The 17,874-nt window shown below is 44.6% G+C and carries 17 protein-coding genes and 1 riboswitch; of the genes, 5 read left to right on the forward strand and 12 right to left on the reverse strand.

Annotated features, from left to right (window positions below; all coding sequences use genetic code 11):
• The first annotated feature begins 20 nt into the window (after positions 1–20).
• On the forward strand, positions 21–158 hold the full coding sequence (locus ACK8P5_RS21200; RefSeq protein WP_422658222.1) for a YjcZ family sporulation protein: 138 nt from the start codon (positions 21–23) through the stop codon (positions 156–158).
• 117 nt (positions 159–275) lie between these two features.
• On the opposite strand, the gene ACK8P5_RS21205 is transcribed toward ACK8P5_RS21200, so the two are convergent.
• The 5 genes from ACK8P5_RS21205 to ACK8P5_RS21225 form a co-directional block, all read right to left on the reverse strand.
• Complete coding sequence (locus ACK8P5_RS21205) at positions 276–1,502, reverse strand: ABC transporter permease (protein WP_422658223.1); 1,227 nt, start codon at positions 1,500–1,502, stop codon at positions 276–278.
• Positions 1,499–2,251, reverse strand: a complete 753-nt coding sequence (locus tag ACK8P5_RS21210) for an ABC transporter ATP-binding protein (RefSeq protein WP_422658224.1) — start codon at positions 2,249–2,251, stop codon at positions 1,499–1,501. Before ACK8P5_RS21210 ends, ACK8P5_RS21205 begins: the two co-directional genes overlap by 4 nt.
• Before the next feature lie 128 nt (positions 2,252–2,379).
• The gene (locus tag ACK8P5_RS21215; RefSeq protein WP_422658225.1) at positions 2,380–3,744 is read right to left on the reverse strand and encodes a DEAD/DEAH box helicase; all 1,365 of its coding nucleotides are present in this window, start codon (positions 3,742–3,744) and stop codon (positions 2,380–2,382) included.
• A gap of 172 nt (positions 3,745–3,916) precedes the next feature.
• A complete protein-coding gene (locus tag ACK8P5_RS21220; protein ID WP_422658226.1) occupies positions 3,917–4,690 on the reverse strand; it encodes an SDR family NAD(P)-dependent oxidoreductase in 774 nt (257 codons plus the stop codon).
• Between the two features lie 81 nt (positions 4,691–4,771).
• A complete protein-coding gene (locus tag ACK8P5_RS21225) occupies positions 4,772–5,230 on the reverse strand; it encodes a chemotaxis protein CheX (RefSeq protein WP_422658227.1) in 459 nt (152 codons plus the stop codon).
• Between the two features lie 396 nt (positions 5,231–5,626).
• Between ACK8P5_RS21225 and ACK8P5_RS21230 the strand changes: the two genes are divergently transcribed.
• Positions 5,627–6,529 carry a LysR family transcriptional regulator gene (locus tag ACK8P5_RS21230; RefSeq protein ID WP_422658228.1) on the forward strand — a complete coding sequence of 301 codons (903 nt, stop codon included), beginning with the start codon at positions 5,627–5,629 and terminating at the stop codon, positions 6,527–6,529.
• 37 nt (positions 6,530–6,566) lie between these two features.
• On the forward strand, positions 6,567–7,376 hold the full coding sequence (locus ACK8P5_RS21235; RefSeq protein ID WP_422658229.1) for a histidinol-phosphatase: 810 nt from the start codon (positions 6,567–6,569) through the stop codon (positions 7,374–7,376).
• Between the two features lie 189 nt (positions 7,377–7,565).
• Here ACK8P5_RS21235 and ACK8P5_RS21240 read toward each other — a convergent pair whose 3' ends face one another.
• The gene (locus tag ACK8P5_RS21240; RefSeq protein ID WP_422658230.1) at positions 7,566–8,468 is read right to left on the reverse strand and encodes a metallophosphoesterase; all 903 of its coding nucleotides are present in this window, start codon (positions 8,466–8,468) and stop codon (positions 7,566–7,568) included.
• 79 nt (positions 8,469–8,547) lie between these two features.
• On the opposite strand from ACK8P5_RS21240, the gene ACK8P5_RS21245 reads away from it, so the two are divergent.
• Entirely contained in the window at positions 8,548–9,927 is a 1,380-nt protein-coding gene (locus ACK8P5_RS21245; protein WP_422658231.1) for an aldehyde dehydrogenase, read from the forward strand.
• A gap of 109 nt (positions 9,928–10,036) precedes the next feature.
• Here ACK8P5_RS21245 and ACK8P5_RS21250 read toward each other — a convergent pair whose 3' ends face one another.
• The 4 genes from ACK8P5_RS21250 to ACK8P5_RS21265 all read right to left on the reverse strand — a co-directional run bounded on the left by ACK8P5_RS21250 (position 10,037) and on the right by ACK8P5_RS21265 (position 14,140).
• Positions 10,037–10,843, reverse strand: a complete 807-nt coding sequence (locus tag ACK8P5_RS21250) for an aminoglycoside N(3)-acetyltransferase (RefSeq protein ID WP_422658232.1) — start codon at positions 10,841–10,843, stop codon at positions 10,037–10,039.
• 92 nt (positions 10,844–10,935) lie between these two features.
• Positions 10,936–11,700 carry a succinate dehydrogenase iron-sulfur subunit gene (gene sdhB / locus ACK8P5_RS21255; RefSeq protein ID WP_422658233.1) on the reverse strand — a complete coding sequence of 255 codons (765 nt, stop codon included), beginning with the start codon at positions 11,698–11,700 and terminating at the stop codon, positions 10,936–10,938.
• Positions 11,701–11,715: 15 nt separating this feature from the next.
• Positions 11,716–13,458, reverse strand: a complete 1,743-nt coding sequence (gene sdhA, locus ACK8P5_RS21260) for a succinate dehydrogenase flavoprotein subunit (protein ID WP_422658234.1) — start codon at positions 13,456–13,458, stop codon at positions 11,716–11,718.
• Positions 13,459–13,474: 16 nt separating this feature from the next.
• Positions 13,475–14,140, reverse strand: a complete 666-nt coding sequence (locus ACK8P5_RS21265) for a succinate dehydrogenase cytochrome b558 subunit (protein WP_422661537.1) — start codon at positions 14,138–14,140, stop codon at positions 13,475–13,477.
• Positions 14,141–14,381: 241 nt separating this feature from the next.
• On the opposite strand from ACK8P5_RS21265, the gene ACK8P5_RS21270 reads away from it, so the two are divergent.
• Positions 14,382–15,299 carry a LysR family transcriptional regulator gene (locus ACK8P5_RS21270; protein ID WP_422658235.1) on the forward strand — a complete coding sequence of 306 codons (918 nt, stop codon included), beginning with the start codon at positions 14,382–14,384 and terminating at the stop codon, positions 15,297–15,299.
• Positions 15,300–15,365: 66 nt separating this feature from the next.
• Here the strand turns inward: ACK8P5_RS21270 and ACK8P5_RS21275 are convergent, their stop codons facing one another.
• Together ACK8P5_RS21275 and ACK8P5_RS21280 are read right to left on the reverse strand one after the other, a co-directional pair.
• A complete protein-coding gene (locus ACK8P5_RS21275) occupies positions 15,366–16,031 on the reverse strand; it encodes a potassium channel family protein (protein WP_422658236.1) in 666 nt (221 codons plus the stop codon).
• Positions 16,032–16,047: 16 nt separating this feature from the next.
• On the reverse strand, positions 16,048–17,391 hold the full coding sequence (locus ACK8P5_RS21280) for a TrkH family potassium uptake protein (protein WP_422658237.1): 1,344 nt from the start codon (positions 17,389–17,391) through the stop codon (positions 16,048–16,050).
• A gap of 62 nt (positions 17,392–17,453) precedes the next feature.
• A riboswitch (cyclic di-AMP (ydaO/yuaA leader) is annotated at positions 17,454–17,596 on the reverse strand.
• Positions 17,597–17,874 lie beyond the last annotated feature (278 nt).

Below are 17,874 nucleotides of genomic sequence, written 5' to 3' on the forward strand. Positions count from 1 at the left end.
GAACTGAAAGGGGAATGAACATGAGTGCAGTTGAAGAAAATAGATGTGGTGGATATGGTGGATATGGTGTATGCGGCGGAGGATACGGAAGCGGCGTAGGAGCCATTCTGGTACTCTTTATCCTTCTCGTTATCATCACTCGTGCTTTCTGGGTATAATGAAACAGCATTATAAATAATAATTTCTAATCCACGAATGGCTTTCATCTATTATAAAAGGGGTATCCTCACACGGTCCTTGACCCGTGGGGATACCCCTCTATTTGTTAACTATTTTTAGAAATCGTCCTCATCCTCATCTTCCTTGCGTCCCCGTTTCAGAGCAGCCATTCGGAATATAACGACAAGCGCCACACCACATGCCCCCGTACCGAGCACAAGTCCAGGCTCAGTACCTATGGAAGCAAGTAGTGGAAGCCACATGAGCACCGCCCATAACAATTGCACCTGAAACACAAGTTTTACTTCATTAACCCGCCGTGTTCCCTCAGGCAGAGGATAAACATGAAGCCAGAATGACTCATGGTGCAGCTTACGCAGCGATGTAAGCTGCAATCCAGCGATCATCAAGCTGACCAGATAAACTGCACTTGAGGCCATACCTCCGCGTGTCCACCAGACAAGCAGTGCACCAAGAATCCCAACTCGGATCAGAATGCCGAAGATATCACTTCGAACAAGACTTTTGATTAATAAATAACGATAAGCTGTATCTTTGCGCCAAGGGATTCCACTTCCCCAACGAGACAGCCATCTTCGTGCATACACCCTCTGTTCACGCTGTGGCACATTCACGAACCAGCTAAGGATCATCATCACCCGGCCGGCCTGCCTTTTCTCTACCTGAATCAACCGCTCCCAAGCAACAGGATGCTTAGCCGGAATGGATAAAGATGCAACATAAGTAGCCCCTACCAGCACGATAAACAACAGACTGCGAAGACTTGGATACCACAGCCATGAAGCGATAGCTAACGCAATAATCGTCCAGCGCAGTGCACGATACGCTGCAGCAGCCCCCCGTGAGGTCATACTAAGCTCTTTCCAGCTTCCGTAACTGGACAGGAGTTTTAATCCAACCAAGACCACAATACTTGCTAATAAAGACTTTGGATCCTGATCGCTCCGTATGTATAACGGCCATAGGGTAAGTACCACCATGATTAATCCCGCAATTTTGTAGACTGTGCCGCCTACCCAGCCCTTAGCAAAGTATTGATTCATTCTTGATTCTTGAGGCATAAGAAACACCGTATCTGCCTGTTGAAGATAAGTGCGAACACCACTATTCACCGTTAGCGGTAATAATACGATTAGCATAATCCAGCGTATAGGTAAGTCGGGTGGTATATGCTGTACTAATGAGGTATACCAAGCCGAGAAAGCAATGAGCAGGAATAGAAATACAACCGCTACACCACTTTGAATAACATAACCAAGGTACGGTAGAACCTCACCCCAAAATTGACTCCGTCTTTTGGCATATAACTCCCGCAGATTCATTCGCCATTCCCGCCTTGAATAAGTGCATAGAACAGCTCCTCAAGCGGTAGACCTGGTTTCCCAGCCTGCTCTGCAACCTCTTGAAGGGTTCCCTGCGCAATGATCCTTCCTTGATGCAATACGATAAACCGATCACAGTAATTCTCAATCGTTGATAAAATATGTGAACTTAACAACACCGAGGAACCGGCAGCTTTAAGCTCAAGCATGAAATCAAGCAGAGAGCGAATACCAAGTGGATCGAGCCCCAAAAAAGGTTCGTCTATAACATATAATGATGGCCTTGCAACAAATGCACACATAATCATGACCTTCTGCCGCATTCCTTTAGAAAGATGTGCAGACAGGCTATCCATCTTATCCTCCATACGAAACATGCTGGATAATTGAGCTGAGCGAGTTTCATACTCTTCACGAGGCACGCCATAGGATCTTGCAGTGAATTCTAGATGCTCCCTTACCGTCATCTCCTCGTATAGAAGCGGGGATTCTGGGACAAATGCCAGTGCACCATGATACGCTTCCGAGTTCTCATCCCGAGTCTGGTTTTGAACCCGAACTTCACCTTTCTGCGGCTTCATAAGCCCAAGAATATGCTTCATCGTGGTACTCTTACCTGCTCCATTAAGTCCGATCAGGCCCACCATTTCACCAGGCTGGACACTAAAGGTGACATCATGCAGAACAGGGCGGTTCAAGCTATACCCCCCGCTTAAGTTTTGAACGGATAATACTGGATTCTCCTTCATTCCTGTTCACCCCATTTTCAGCAGTGTCCTTTCGCATACATAACGATACGCTAAAAGGACACTGGATAATGACATTTCATTGTATTGCATTACACTTACATGAATCTAAATGCTTGTTATTTCATTAATTACCCCTGTGGCGGTTTGTTCTTCAGCCACTTCGGAGCACCCTTGTTCTTCCGATCGCGTTCCCGTTCACTCTGACGCTCCTGTGATACTTTACCGGAAGAGCTGCGAGTACCCGTTTGTCCTGATACCTTAGCTGGCTTCCCTGGGTTCTGACGAGCTGGGTTGTTCTCTTTAGCTCGTGTGAACGAACCGCTATTGGGAGTACGAGCAGTACCGGATGGTACTTCTCTTGGAGATCTTACCTTACCGCCATATAACGCTTTTTCCTCAATCGAAATACCCAACTCACGGTTGAATTTTCGCATAATAAAGGTTTGCCGATCCGTAACAATCGAGATAACCATCCCGCTGCGTCCCATGCGTCCCGTTCTTCCTGCACGATGCGTATAAAATTCAGCATTCATCGGTGGATCGTAGTTAATAACCATACCGAGTCCCTCAATATCTAGGCCCCTTGCAGCGACATCACTCGCTACCAGAAGCTGTGTACGCCCTTCGCGGAACGCATTCAATACTTTACTGCGTGTCATTTTGTCCGCATCGCCATAAAGAGCTGCAGCACTTAAGCCTGCATAATTAAGTTTGGCCTCAACCTCAGCAAGATCCGCTGTCGTGTTGACAAATACAATCGCTCGATCTGTTTTATAGTGCCGGAAAATTCTCCGAACCATGTCTATCCGGTCCCGTTCCTCACTGACGAAGTAGTAGTGCTCCAGAGCAGACGGTGTTCTTAACTCAGGATCAATGCCAATCTCTACAGGTCTGTCCATCTCCCGCTTAACCAATTCAGCTGTTTGCGGGCTCACCGTAGCGGATAAGAATACAAGCTGACGATCACGCATGGCGCTTCGCAGGATTCGTTCCACATCCCCTGCTGCCCCAAGATTAAACACCTGATCGACTTCATCCACAACGATTGTAGTAACTGCGTGCATCTTAAGTTTCTTGATTTCAATCAACTCACGCACACGTCCTGGTGTACCCACAATCAATTGAGGATGTAATTTTAGCTTCTCTAGCTGCCGTTTGGCTGATGCGCCCCCGATCAATCCGAGCACACCGATTCCTCGAACTTCACCGTAACGCTCTCCCTCTCGCACAATCTGAATAGCGAGCTCCTGAGTAGGCGCTAGAATCACTTTCTGAACTGCTTTGCTCTCGGTATCTATGCTTTGAAGCACAGGCAGTAAATACGCTAAAGTTTTGCCGGTTCCTGTCTGAGAAGTTGCAAGCACATCCTTACCTTCCAGCACTTGTGGAATCGCTTCTGCCTGCACCGGAGAAGGCGTATGTATTCCAAACTCACCCAAGCGGGCTGCTAAATCCTCGGTAATACCGAGTGTTGTAAATGTAGTAGAAGTCATAGGTTCGTCCATCCTTTATCTCTGAGTATTGTTCACTCATGTTTCATTATATGCTAAAACAGAAGATCTCACCAAATGAAGCTTATCTTATCGTAAAAAGTATGTCTCGGTAAACTTGAAAAAACCGGCTCCAAAAGAGCCGGCCCATTCGCTTAATACTAGAGCGATCTGTTTATTTCTTATTCATGAAGCGATAAGATAAACGATCAGCTAGACGGGGGAACAGATTATAGAATCTTATCCCTGCACCTGCAAGTCGTGGCAAATCAATTTCTTCCTTGCGTTTTCGGATTAACTTTACAATTCGCCCCGCAACATATTCGGGCTTCATCATAAACCATCCAACATTCTTAACATACCCACCTGTTGGATCTGCAAGTGAGAAGAAAGGAGTATCAATCGGCCCTGGATTCACCGCTGACACAGTTATTCCCGTTCCCCGCAGCTCTTGTCGAAGTGAATTTGTGAGACCCAAAACCGCATGTTTCGTGGCAGAGTATGCAGTGGACTTAGCAGAACCGATTTTTCCAGCCATCGATGCAACATTCACGATATGTCCAGACTTACGTTGAATCATTCCTGGAAGCACAGCCTGCGTGCATCGAACGATTCCCATATAATTGACATCCATCATGTCTTCAAACTGTTCCTGTGGCATATCGATAAACGTTTCAAATATTCCGTACCCAGCATTATTTACAAGCACGTCAATTCTGCCATGTTTATGTTCGATCTGAGAGAACAATGCTTGCACTTGAGCTGTATCCCGTACATCCAGCAGCGCGAGCTCATATGAACCTTTCATCCGGCCTCCAACCTGCTTTAGACGCTCCTCTGAACGCCCTGCAAGTACTACATAAGCACCTTGACTCGATAGCATCTCAGCCGTTAATGCACCGATGCCGCTAGACGCTCCTGTTACAACAATAACTTGGTTATCAAGCATGATTTCTACTTCCTCTCTACAGTCTGGAGCCCTGTTAATAACAAATCTCCGTTTGTGAAGGACTGTTCTAATCTCTCTATTCTAAGAAATCATGACTTGAATATCCAGCTCTCCGATCCCATCCATTACGAGTGGGATGCTAAGTGCCTTCTTCTGAGTAAATTCAGTAATATTAACCGATCTAATTACTTTAGGAGGTGTGATATCAACACTAACTCCTTGATTGGACAATATCGTGCTTGCATTGCCACTAATCATATTTCCTAACTCAGAGATAGCGCTTTGCCCCATCTCATCCATCTCCGTCAGTACATAACCGCCCATCATAACTGACACCATGCGCAGTGCTACTTGTTCCTGCAGGCCGAATACAATATCACCACTCATTTGACCTGTCATACCAATCTGTATCCAAATATGGTTATCGATTAAAGAAATCTCCTTGACCCCAAGATTTCCCGTGGAAGGTGAGACCTGTATGACTTGCTCAATGACGAGTCTTGCGGATTCTAAAAAAGGATTGATAACTTCCGCTTTCATTACCGATTAATCCCCTTTCACTGGGTTTATGGTCAGGGTCCCAAAGTCCCGTTTGTTAGTTAATGTCATTATAATGTATACCCTGTAATAAATCATCATAAATTAACGCTCACGTATAGATTTACCGAATGAAAGGACAGACAAGCTACTTTAAAATCACTGTATTCCTTAGGTCTTTCGTCGTAGTCCGAAAATAGCGACTTTATTATTATCGGTATTTCCTCTCCCGCAATGAATATAGAATTTCTGGAAAATGAAAATTAATCTCGATCACGTCACTTAAAGCTTTAAAATAGCTTCGCATTGCCCCGCTCCGTATAATAACCTATAATTTAATAAGAAAGTTACATCACTTGAAAGACACGGATCATATGAAATCATAATAGGAGGACGGCCATGAACATCAGCCAACTGGAGACGCTCATCACCATTTCCAAGACGATGAGCTTTCGTAAAGCGGGAGAATTACTGAATTTGACCCAGCCGGCCGTTTCGGCCCAAATCAAGAGCCTCGAAGATGAATTCAAAACCGTGCTTGTCGATCGAAGTCAGCCAGTCACATTGACTGACCGGGGCCAGGTGTTCGTTGAACATGCTGAGCATATCCTAAGAATTGTTGACGAACTGAAACAGAGATTGTCCGATTTGGACCAAACTCCTCAAGGACATATTCGACTTGGGACCACCACATCCATTGCAATTCAGATCTTACCGCGCGTGCTGTCTTATTTTCAGGATCAATTTCCACACATTAAAACAACGATCCAATCCATGGCCTCATCGCAAATTTATCACAGTGTTGAGAACAACCTCATCGACATCGGAATTGGATATCTGATTGAACGGAATCCTAATGTTAACTCCTCCATCCTGTTCTATGACTCTTTTGAACTCGTTGTGTCGCCACAGCATCCCTTAGCTAAAGCAAGCAAAGCCGACATTGAAGTACTTGGCCAAACCCCTCTGATCCTTCTGACACAGGATACAGTTGGACGAAGATTTGCCGATGAGGTCATGAGATCTCGCGGTATTCAGCCTCAGGTTGTTATGGAACTGTCTAGTAGTGAGGAGATCAAACGTATGGTGGAGATCAATCTCGGGGCAGCCATTATATCCAAGCAATCCGTCTCCTCTGAACTTCGAAACGGATCCATGAGGATCGTCCCTCTTACTGAATTAGAGGTAAGCCATCCTGTCGGGGTTATTTATAAAAGCGGACGATATGTCAGCTCAGCGATGCGCCAATTTATAAGTGACCTAAAGGGCATGCCAGAAACACAATTCATTAGCAGCGAATAAACACCACTCTGTAAATTCTTATTTTAAGGAGGGCATCATGAAATTCGATCTGCACACACACCACTACCGCTGCGGACATGCAGACGGGAACATCAGAGAATATATTGAGGCAGGGATTAATGCTGGCCTTAAAGTCATCGGCATCTCCGATCACACCCCTTACTTTGGGAGCCAAGAGGAGCAGCCATTTCCTTATATTGCGATGGGGAAAGCTGAACTAGCTAAATATGTAGAGGAAGTTCTTCAATTGAAACGAGAGTATGAAGGGAAAATTGATGTACTTCTCGGCATTGAATCTGATTTTTTTCCTGAACATACGGAGATCTATCGACAGACCCTTTCCCTATACCCATTCGACTATATCATTGGTTCTGTCCATCAGGTGAGCGGAGTTAGTATTTTTAATAAGAACCGGTGGAGAGACTTAACCTTGGATCAGAAAATCACGGAGAAAGAGAATTACTTCGCCCTCATCCGTGACTCAGCTCGAAGTGGCATGTTTCAAATTCTCGGACATATCGATGCTATGAAAGGCAATTATCCTTCCTTCACCGACATCGTGACAGAGGAAGCACTCGATGAGACGCTTAAGGTGATCGCTGATTGTGGTGTTGCTATTGAGATTAATACTTCCGGAAAAACCAAATTGAGCGGGGGTTGGTACCCTTCCAATGCGATCTTAGAACGCGCTCGTTATCACGGGGTTGAGGTTACATTTGGCTCGGATGCTCATAAGCCCTCTCGAGTAGGTGATGAATTCGAAGAGGTAGCAGGAGTCCTTAAAGACATCGGCTTTACAGAATGGGTTTATTACAAACAGAAACGGAAGGTAACCGTGCCTCTTTAACCTGGGGGCAACGGTTAACCTTCCGTTTTTCCTTGCATACACATAGACAAAAAAAAAGAGGACCCAGAAATCTGGGTCCAAATAAAATATATATTCTCAAAAGGGGGTCATGAGATAAGTTTACCCTGCTGCTGTTAGAGTTTGATAACAGGTATATTTCATTTGTGTAACAAATTTAGAATTTTCTTATTAAACACGATTATTCAGTGTCAAAATCGTCAATTCAGGTTTACAGAGAAACCGAAACGGCAGTCGTGTGGTTCCTATCCCCCTGTTCACATAGAGGCGCAAATCTCGGTCACCTATTTTGTATAAGCCTTTGATGTACATCTTCGAACCCGGAGGTGTGATGACTTCCCCGACCCACGGCAAACGGATTTGTCCCCCATGACTGTGACCAGATAACTGCAGATCAAATGGATGCTCTGATGCAAGGCCCGCATAATCAGGCTCATGCATTAACAGCAAGGTATACATATTCTGCGGTATCCCTCTTCGCGCTCTATCCGGATTTGGTTTCCCCAGCAGCCAGTCGTCTAGACCAACAACCGCCATACGCGATCCGTTTCGTTCCAATATGACATTCTCATTACGAAGAACGGTAAAGCCCGCCCTTTTTTGCAATGCAATCAGCCGCTTCATATTCTCAAAATCATGATTACCCACAATCGAAAGCACACCTAGAGGCGCCTGCAGCTTTGAGAGCGGAGCAACCGCTTCGACCATATCTTCTGCTGGACCATCAACCATGTCTCCCGTAAAACAGATGAGGTCGGGGCGTTCCCGATTGATTACACTGACCAGACGTTTGACATCATCAGCATTCGTATGAAATCCAAGATGCAAATCACTGAAATGGGCAATCTTTATGCCATCAAAAGCATCTGGCAGCCTTTTCTGTTGAAGCGAAACTCTAGTCACCTCAAGCATCTTCGGCTCCAGTAACGAAGCATAACCTCCCGCTGCAAGTCCCACTCCTACGAGAGCAGATGTACTGAGCTTTATAAACTGCCGCCGGGTCAGGGAAAATGGACGTTTCTCCCGAGCCTCCTTTTGATCAGAGTTATGTATAAGGTCAGGATGATTTTTCATTTTGTAGCGGCCTCCTTTATAATCTATAGAAGAGCATCATTGTCCGTCATCTAGAAACGGGACAGGAAGGAGTTCACCTATGAGCATTAACGATTCCATTGAACAATTAGTTTCAGATCAGCGTCGATTTTTCAAATCTGGTGTGACAAGAGATATTCATTTCCGGATGGAGCAGCTGAATAAACTAAAGACCGCATTAATTGCAAAAGAAGATGAAATTATAAAGGCATTACAACAAGATTTAAACAAAAGTGAACAAGAATCCTTCACAACTGAGATCGGAATTGTATATAAAGAGCTATCCTATGTAATGAAAAATCTTCATAAATGGGCTAAACCACGCCGTGTTAAAACTGCTCTGACACATATCGGAAGCCGTGGAGAGATTCATCCAGAACCCTATGGTACGGTTCTCATCATTTCCCCTTGGAATTATCCTTGGCAACTTGCCATATCACCACTGATCGGTGCAATAGCAGCAGGAAATACAGCCATTATTAAACCATCCGAATTAACACCAAGCGTATCAGCTCTTATCACATCTATGATTAAAGATACATTTTCGGATCAATATGTAGCCGTTGTAGAAGGTGGACCGGACACAAGTACAAGTCTGCTTAAGCAACCTTTAGATTATATATTTTTCACAGGCAGTACGAATATCGGTAAAGTTGTTATGCAAGCAGCTGCCAAAAATCTTATTCCGATCACCCTTGAGCTTGGGGGAAAAAGCCCCTGCATCGTTCACAAGGATGCTCCACTTAAGTTGGCCGCAAGGCGAATCGTTTTTGGTAAGTTCACCAATGCGGGTCAGACCTGTGTTGCACCGGACTATCTACTCGTCCACGAAAGTATAAAGGAGCCACTCCTTAAACACATGAAAGAAGCCATCACCGAGTTTTATGGTGATTCTCCTCTTATGAATTCGGAATATGGCAGAATCGTATCCGAGAAGCATTTTCTGCGATTATCCAATTTCTTAAGCAACGGTTCTCTGCGACATGGAGGGAAGTGTGATGCAAGCAAACTTCTCATTGAGCCTACTTTACTGGATGATATTACTTGGGAGATGCCTGTCATGGAGGACGAAATTTTCGGACCTATTTTTCCTATTCTGACATACGATCATTTGGATGAGGTCATCACCTCGGTCAATAACAGACCTAAGCCGCTAGCGCTTTATCTTTTCACTCAAGATTCCCAAGTTCAGCGCAAGGTCTTGTCCGAAGTCTCCTTCGGTGGTGGATGTGTAAATGATACCCTCATGCATCTCGCTACTCCTCACCTTCCATTTGGAGGCGTTGGCGAAAGCGGTATGGGTTCTTATCACGGTAAGCACAGCTTTGAAACCTTCTCTCATATGAAGAGTATTCTACGTCAGACGAATAAATTTGATTTTAGTTTCCGTTACCCCGGCAAAGAGGGACTCAAATTACTACGCAGATTGATGAAGCCTTAGTTAATCGAAAAAAAAGAATTGCCCTTGATATAGAATGGATGTTAATCAAGCAGCCATCTAGTCTAGGGCAATTTCTCTGTATTCTCTATCTATTATTCATCATTCAGCTTCACGCCTTACGATTCTTCTCTAACCACTGCACTGCATAATCAACCATCGCACGCTGCTCTGCTAGTACACATCTACTCTTCTGAACGAACCCTTCGGTATACATCTCCTTGCAGTCTTGTTCAAATTCAGATCCAATCTGAGCAAAATCATCGGACGAAAAATCGATATCTTCGAAAGTCTCCCATATCGTACGTCCCTGTTCTCTTCGGATCGGCGCACTCGCAGTTACTTCCTTCTTCCCTTCCCAATCTGCTCGATATTCAGCTAAGTGAAAGGAGGTATTATTATCATAGCCTGATCCAAGCAACAAGACATAAGCTCCAAGCTCATAAAGCTTGGCTAGTGGCGAATCATCACCCAAGCTGTAGGAGAGTCGATGTTCATTCGTGATGAATTCCGCGTATTTTCCTCTTGCCACAAAAGAGACATGAGGATGATTACTCCGAAGAACCCCACTTTGACGCCGGAATACTTCAGGCATTATGCCCATGTAGGATGTGATTGTGAAGTCTACATCAAAAGGTGGCATCGCATCGCGAATCAATTGCCACCATTTAGGATCAGCAGGCGGATTCCCCCATGTCGACGGATCTGTCAGATCGGCAGAGTGGGCAGGCATAACTAGTGTCCCTTCCGCTCCCAGCAAGTCTTCCAGTGCCAAAATGACCGCTTCAGCACCGCCTACAATCCATCCTCCTACACTTTTCAATGAAGAGTGGACCAGAAGAGTCATTCCTGGTTTAACTCCCAGTTGTATTAAATCTGCACGGATATCCTCTATCGTAATCGGTTTTTCTGTAATCATAGTTTCAATTCCTCTGTCTGATGACTATGTAAAAAGAGCACCTGTCCTATTAACAACCAGGACAAGTGCTCTTCATAGTTGAATGAATGTTCTTACACGCTCAACCAGCGTTTGAACAGATGCTTCGTGGTATCTTTGTTCATCTCAGCAATGGATGTAGTCAGTGGAATACCTTTAGGACAGGAACGCACACAGTTTTGTGAGTTTCCGCATCCTTCAATACCTCCATCTTGCATCAATGCTTCCAAACGCTCTTCCTTATTCATTTCACCTGTTGGATGGGCATTAAAAAGACGAACTTGTGAAATGGCTGCGGGGCCAATGAAGTCAGTCTTCTCATTGACGTTCGGACATGCCTCAAGACACACACCGCAAGTCATACATTTAGATAGTTCATAAGCCCACTGGCGTTTCTTCTCAGGCATACGTGGACCAGGACCAAGATCGTAAGTACCGTCAATTGGAATCCAGGCCTTAACTTTCTTCAAAGCCGTAAACATACGACTACGATCGATTACTAAGTCACGTACAACCGGGAAGGTCTTCATCGGTTGAATACGAATCGGTTGCTCCAGCTTATCGATTAGCGCTGCACAAGCCTGACGAGGTTTACCGTTAATCACCATGGAACAAGCACCGCAGACTTCCTCAAGGCAGTTAGAATCCCAGCAGACGGGAGTTGTAGACTGACCTTGAGCATTCTTCGGATTACGCTGAATTTCCATCAATGCACTAATTACGTTCATGCCAGGACGGTATGGGAGATTGAATTCCTCAGTGTAGGTTTTCGACTCCGGGCTGTCCTGACGGGTAATTATAAATTTGACGCTCTTCGAGGCTGCTGTGGTTTGAGCCATGTCAAATCCCCCTTCTTACTTATCTTTCGAATAGTCGCGAATACGCGGTGGGATCAAGGATACATCTACATCTTCATAAGAAATCTGTGGACCATCCGGTGTCCATGTCGCTTTTGTTGTCTTCAAGAACTCTTCGTCATTACGGTCTGGGAACTCAGGCTTGTAGTGAGCACCGCGGCTTTCGTTACGCATCAGTGCTCCAAGTGTCATGGCCTCAGCAAGCTCAAGCATGTTCCAGAGTTGGCGTGTAAATGCTACGCCTTGGTTATTCCAACGGGAAGTATCCGTCATATTAATATTCTTATAGCGCTGTTTCAGCTCTTTAATCTTGCCAATGGTTGCTTCAAGCTTGTCGTTATAACGAACCACCGTCATGTTGTTGGTCATCCATTCACCAAGCTCTTTATGCAGAACATAAGCGTTCTCTGTGCCCTGCATATTTAGGAGACTATCGAATTTAGCTGTGTGTTCTTTAGCAGCCCGATCAAAGATCGAAGAGGAAATATCTTGAGATGATTTCTTCAACCCTTTAACATATTCGATCGCCTTTGGACCAGCTACCATACCGCCATAAATAGCAGATACGAGTGAATTGGCACCCAAACGATTCGCGCCATGGAATTGATAATCACATTCTCCAGCAGCGAACAATCCTGGAATGTTGGTCATCTGATTGTAGTCAACCCACATGCCGCCCATAGAATAGTGTACAGCCGGGAAAATCTTCATAGGGATTTTACGAGGATCATCACCCATGAACTTTTCGTAAATCTCGATGATTCCGCCCAGTTTAACATCAAGTTCCTTAGGATCTTTATGTGAAAGATCCAGATAAACCATGTTCTCACCATTTATTCCGAGTCCTTCATCTACGCAGACATGGAATATTTCACGGGTAGCAATATCACGCGGTACTAGGTTTCCATAAGCAGGATATTTCTCCTCTAAGAAGTACCATGGCTTTCCGTCTTTATAAGTCCAGATTCGGCCACCCTCACCACGAGCTGACTCAGACATCAGGCGAAGTTTGTCATCGCCTGGTATGGCTGTTGGGTGAATCTGAATGAATTCACCGTTAGCATAATGTACCCCTTGCTGATATACAGCACTTGCTGCAGTACCTGTATTAATAACCGAGTTCGTTGTCTTACCGAAGATGATACCAGGACCACCACTCGCAAGAATAACAGCATCACCCGGGAACGTGCGAATTTCCATTGAACGCAGATCTTGAGCTGCAATACCACGGCAGACACCTTCATCATCAATAACTGCGTTCAAGAATTCCCAGTTCTCATACTTCGTTACAAGGCCCGCAGTCTCCCAGCGACGAACTTGTTCATCCAGTGCATACAGAAGCTGCTGTCCTGTTGTAGCGCCGGCATATGCCGTACGGTGTCGTTTCGTTCCACCGAACCGGCGGAAATCGAGCAACCCTTCCGGTGTCCGGTTGAACATAACACCCATCCGGTCCATCAAGTGAATGATGCCAGGTGCTGCGTCACACATCGCCTTAACTGGTGGCTGATTCGCCAAGAAGTCACCACCGTAAACCGTATCATCGAAATGTTCCCAAGGAGAGTCACCCTCCCCTTTCGTATTAACCGCTCCATTAATACCGCCTTGCGCACACACAGAGTGGGAACGTTTAACAGGTACTAGTGAGAATAAATGCACGTGAGCCCCAGCTTCAGCAGCTTTAATGGTTGCCATCAACCCAGCCAGTCCGCCACCCACGATTATAATGTTAGATGCCATTTCTGTTCACTCTCCTTTAGCTCAAGACTGTCTTACACACATCAAGTAGTGCTGTAGCTGCAAATTCCGAATCACGGAAAGCAGTCAATGCCAATATAAACATTACACTAGTAATTACAAATAGACCCATGCAGATGTAAGAAGATATACGCTGCGCACGTGGACCAACTGTGATGCCCCAGCTTACTAGGAACGCCCACAAGCCATTCGTAAAGTGGAAAGTTGCACACACAATTCCGATGATATACAGAATGAACAGAATCGGATTGCTTACAATACCATGGATTGTGGCACCCAGCTCATCATGTGTAATCTTACCAATTGCAATCATAAAACGAGTATCGTACATGTGCCAGATAACAAATACAAACGTAATAACACCGGTGATCCGCTGTAAAGTAAAGCGAATATTACGTTCATAATTGTAGTTTCCGACGTTGTTATTTGCTTGGTAAGCAATATACAAGCCGTAAACGCCATGGTACAGAAGTGGCAGCCAAATCAGAAGTAGCTCAAGGAAAAATATGAGCGGCAGACCGTTAATAAACTCGACACCTTTAGCAAAGCCTTCCTTTCCACCATCGAAAGCCTTAAAGTTGGTGATCATATGAGTGAGCAAGAAGGCTCCGAGCGGTATGATACCAAGCAAAGAGTGCAGCTTTCTGGAATAATACCCTTTCATCAGTTGACGTTCCCCTTTCTGATTGTACAGCGTTTTCATTAAGACTCAACGTAATCTATTACACTAATACTATCTATGCGTCACACGCATACAACGACAAAATGTGCCACATTTCGGTTATTCTGTGAACATCCTGTGTCATGTTTCATGTTACTCCTTTTTTTCTTATAATGGAATTGCAATATAATTATTAATCGTTATAATCTATACGCATAAGTCATTATTATAGGAAGTGATCGTATTGTTCGAAGAATTGGACGTGTTCTCCGTTGTTGTTGAGCAATCCAGCCTTAATAAAGCTTCCAAACTGCTGAATCTATCTCAGCCTGCCCTTTCACGCAAGATTGCCAAACTTGAAGATCAGCTTGGCGTTCAGTTGTTTAATCGACGTGGTAAACGTCTGGAGCTTACTTCTATTGGTCAGCTTGCATATACATATGCCTTGGAGCAGCGACAACAGCAACTAAAATTCATGCAGACTCTTGCTCATTATCGTGGAGAAGAACAAATCACCATCACGCTCGGGGCTAGTCTAACCACACTCCAAACTACACTACCTCCCCTTGTGAATGCATTTATGGAGAAGCATCCATCTGCTGAGATCAAATTAGTAACAGGAAAAACACATGAAATTGTTTCTTATGTCCGTGATAAACGGGTGGATGTTGGAATTGTTGCTTCATCTATTAATCAGCCTGGCTTAAATTGCATCCCTCTCTTTGATGACCACCTTGAACTCGTCGTACCCACAACACATCCTTTAGCAGATAGTCTCGATGTCGGAATTGAACAGCTCCAAGGGATGCCTATGATCATCTTCTCAACTGGAACCTGGTACCGAAAGTTAACGGACGATCTATTTCATCGCTGTGGAATTATGCCTGATATTCGCATGGAAATCGATTCGTTCGAAGCGATCGTGCGGCTTATTCCTACTTGTAAAGCGGCAGCATTACTTCCGAAATCATATCTTCGCCCCCAATTGCTTTCGGACAACGGTCTTGTTGATATTCACATTCCTGCTCTAGTCGAAACGAGACGGACAACAAGCCTCATCTATGGAAACGCATCCGAACTAAGCAATGCAGCCAACAGGTGGATTGCCGAAACAGAGGTCCTATTTAGAGAACTTCAAGAGAACCAACAACAAACAACCTGACGCGAAGCGCGCCAGGTTGTTTACACTCATATCTGGTATCACCAGAATCGTATTTATAATTACATATTACATATTTACAACTTCACCTTCAAAACGATCAATGTTCTCCTTCGCTCCAATAACAACCATGATATCTCCAGCACGCAGCACATCCATGGCAGTCGGAGCCACAATGACACCCGCACGTTGGTTCAGCGCTACTACGCTAATCCCATAACGAACACGCGTGTTTAACTCATTTAATGTTTTGCCGTCCATACATTCCGTTACCGTCATCTCTACAATTCGGTATTCTTTAGAGAGCTCTATATAATCGAGAAGATTCGGTGTAACAAGTTGATGAGCGACACGAATTCCCATATCTCTCTCCGGGAAAATAACCCTGTCTACACCCAGCTTTTGCAGCGCCCGTCCGTGTAGCACAGAGATTGCTTTGGCTACGACCGTATTAACACCTAATTCCTTAAGAAGAATTGCTGCAAGAATACTCGTTTGAATTTCGTCTCCTATAGCCACGATGCCACAGTCAAAATTACGAATACCAAGCGATTTAAGTACTTCTTCGTCTGTCGCATCAGCGACCACAGTATGGGTGAGGAGCTCACTCATATCTTCGACCACTTCTTCATCTTGGTCGATCCCGAGAACCTCATATCCTAATTCCATCAATTCAAGCGCAAGGCTTGAACCGAATCTCCCCAGCCCTATCACTGCAAACTGCTTTGGTTTCATTTCTTAGCCAATCTCCTTATCCAATAATCATTTTACCTTCGGGATGACGATACAACTCTTTACCTTTCTTGGGTCCTAATGCATAAGCAAGTGTTAATGGACCAAGACGACCAGCAAACATCGTTACACAGATAAGTAACTTACCGAAGAGCGACAACTCAGGAGTTAATCCCATAGACAGCCCTACCGTACCAAATGCTGACGTAGCTTCAAAGAGTATAGTGAGGAAGCTGCTATCCTCTGTCGTCGATAGAATCATCGACACTGTAATAACCAGCAGTAGTGCAAGCAGCGTAATCGTTAACGCTTTAAGAATTCGCTCCTGAACCAAACGGTATCTGAACAACACAATATCGTCTCGGCCTCGCATCATGGCAATAACAGCGGCAATCATCATTGTGAATGTTGTCGTTTTGATACCACCACCCGTAGAGCCTGGAGAAGCTCCGATAAACATCAGTATAACCATGAAAAATTGAGTAGCCTGACGTAGCTCAGTTATATCTAGTGTGTTGGCTCCCGCTGTTCTCGGCGTAACCGACTGGAAGAAGGAGCCTAGAATTTTCCCGCCCCAATTCAGCGAGCCTAGTGTCTCTGGATTTGTAAATTCAAAGATAAAAATAACCACAGCACCTATGAGAATCAGCGACCCTGTCATGGATAACACCACTTTAGAATGCAGTGAAAGCCTCCGACTCTTCCTATAATCAACCAGATCAGCCATGACGATAAATCCAATCCCTCCGGATACAATCAGGAACATCACCACAAAGTTAACAAGCGGATCATATACAAATCCAGTCAAGCTCTTAAAGTCGCCAAACAGATCAAATCCCGCATTATTAAACATGGTTACCGCATGGAAAACGCCGAAATAAAGCGCCTTACCAAACGGCATATCAAAAGCCCATCGGATGGTTAGTAGTGTCGCTCCGCACGCTTCAATCACTAAGGAGTACAGTAGAACCCTGCGGATCAAGCGCACGATTCCTTCCATAGAAGATTGATTCATCGCTTCCTGAAGAACTAGACGGTCTTTCAATGAAATGCGTCGCTTCAATACAAGCGCGAACAGTGTTGCCATGGTCATGAAACCCAGACCACCGATCTGTATCATTATCATGATGACAACCTGTCCGAAGGAACTGAAGAATGTCCCTGTATCCACCACGACAAGACCTGTTACACAGGTAGCAGATGTCGCCGTGAACAAAGCATCCATAAAGTTCAGCGGTTCCCCTGTCGTATTGGAAATCGGGAGCATGAGAAGCATCGTCCCAATCAGGATAATGGCCCCAAATCCCATGACGAGAATTTGCGGCGGCGACAAGCGAAGCCATTTAATTTTGGAAGTCAACATGTTCACCTCTTTAAAAAAATCAAAGAAAAAAAGACACTGGAAATCCAATGCCTTACGCGGTTGGGTTCCTGTGCTACAGCCTACGAGGTTAGCTGACGGATTCGGGCATAACACAGGTCGCCCTATTCACTACCTTTCGGAAGCGAAATTCACCCCACTTAAATGGTTCCCCCATTTTCATTACGAAATTCGGCTGATCTATTCAATTAACGTTATCCAATATTATGATTCATGAACATGTTCAATAGCATGTAGTGATTATAACGCAATCCTTTAAGGATACCAAAGCCGTTTTAGACTTAAATTAACTTAAAAATGAACCGAATTGGGCATATTCTAGAGTAGTAGCACATGGTTATCTACGCTTTTCGGAATCTTTCCTTCATTTTCATCGAATTTTTCATAAATTTGAATGGGATAAGCCGTTTGTGTCTTTCATATCTATGTTATATTGACTTTATGTCTTCATGAAAACAGATAGCT

This window comes from Paenibacillus sp. EC2-1, assembly GCF_049311625.1.
GTDB lineage: Bacteria > Bacillota > Bacilli > Paenibacillales > Paenibacillaceae > Paenibacillus_AQ.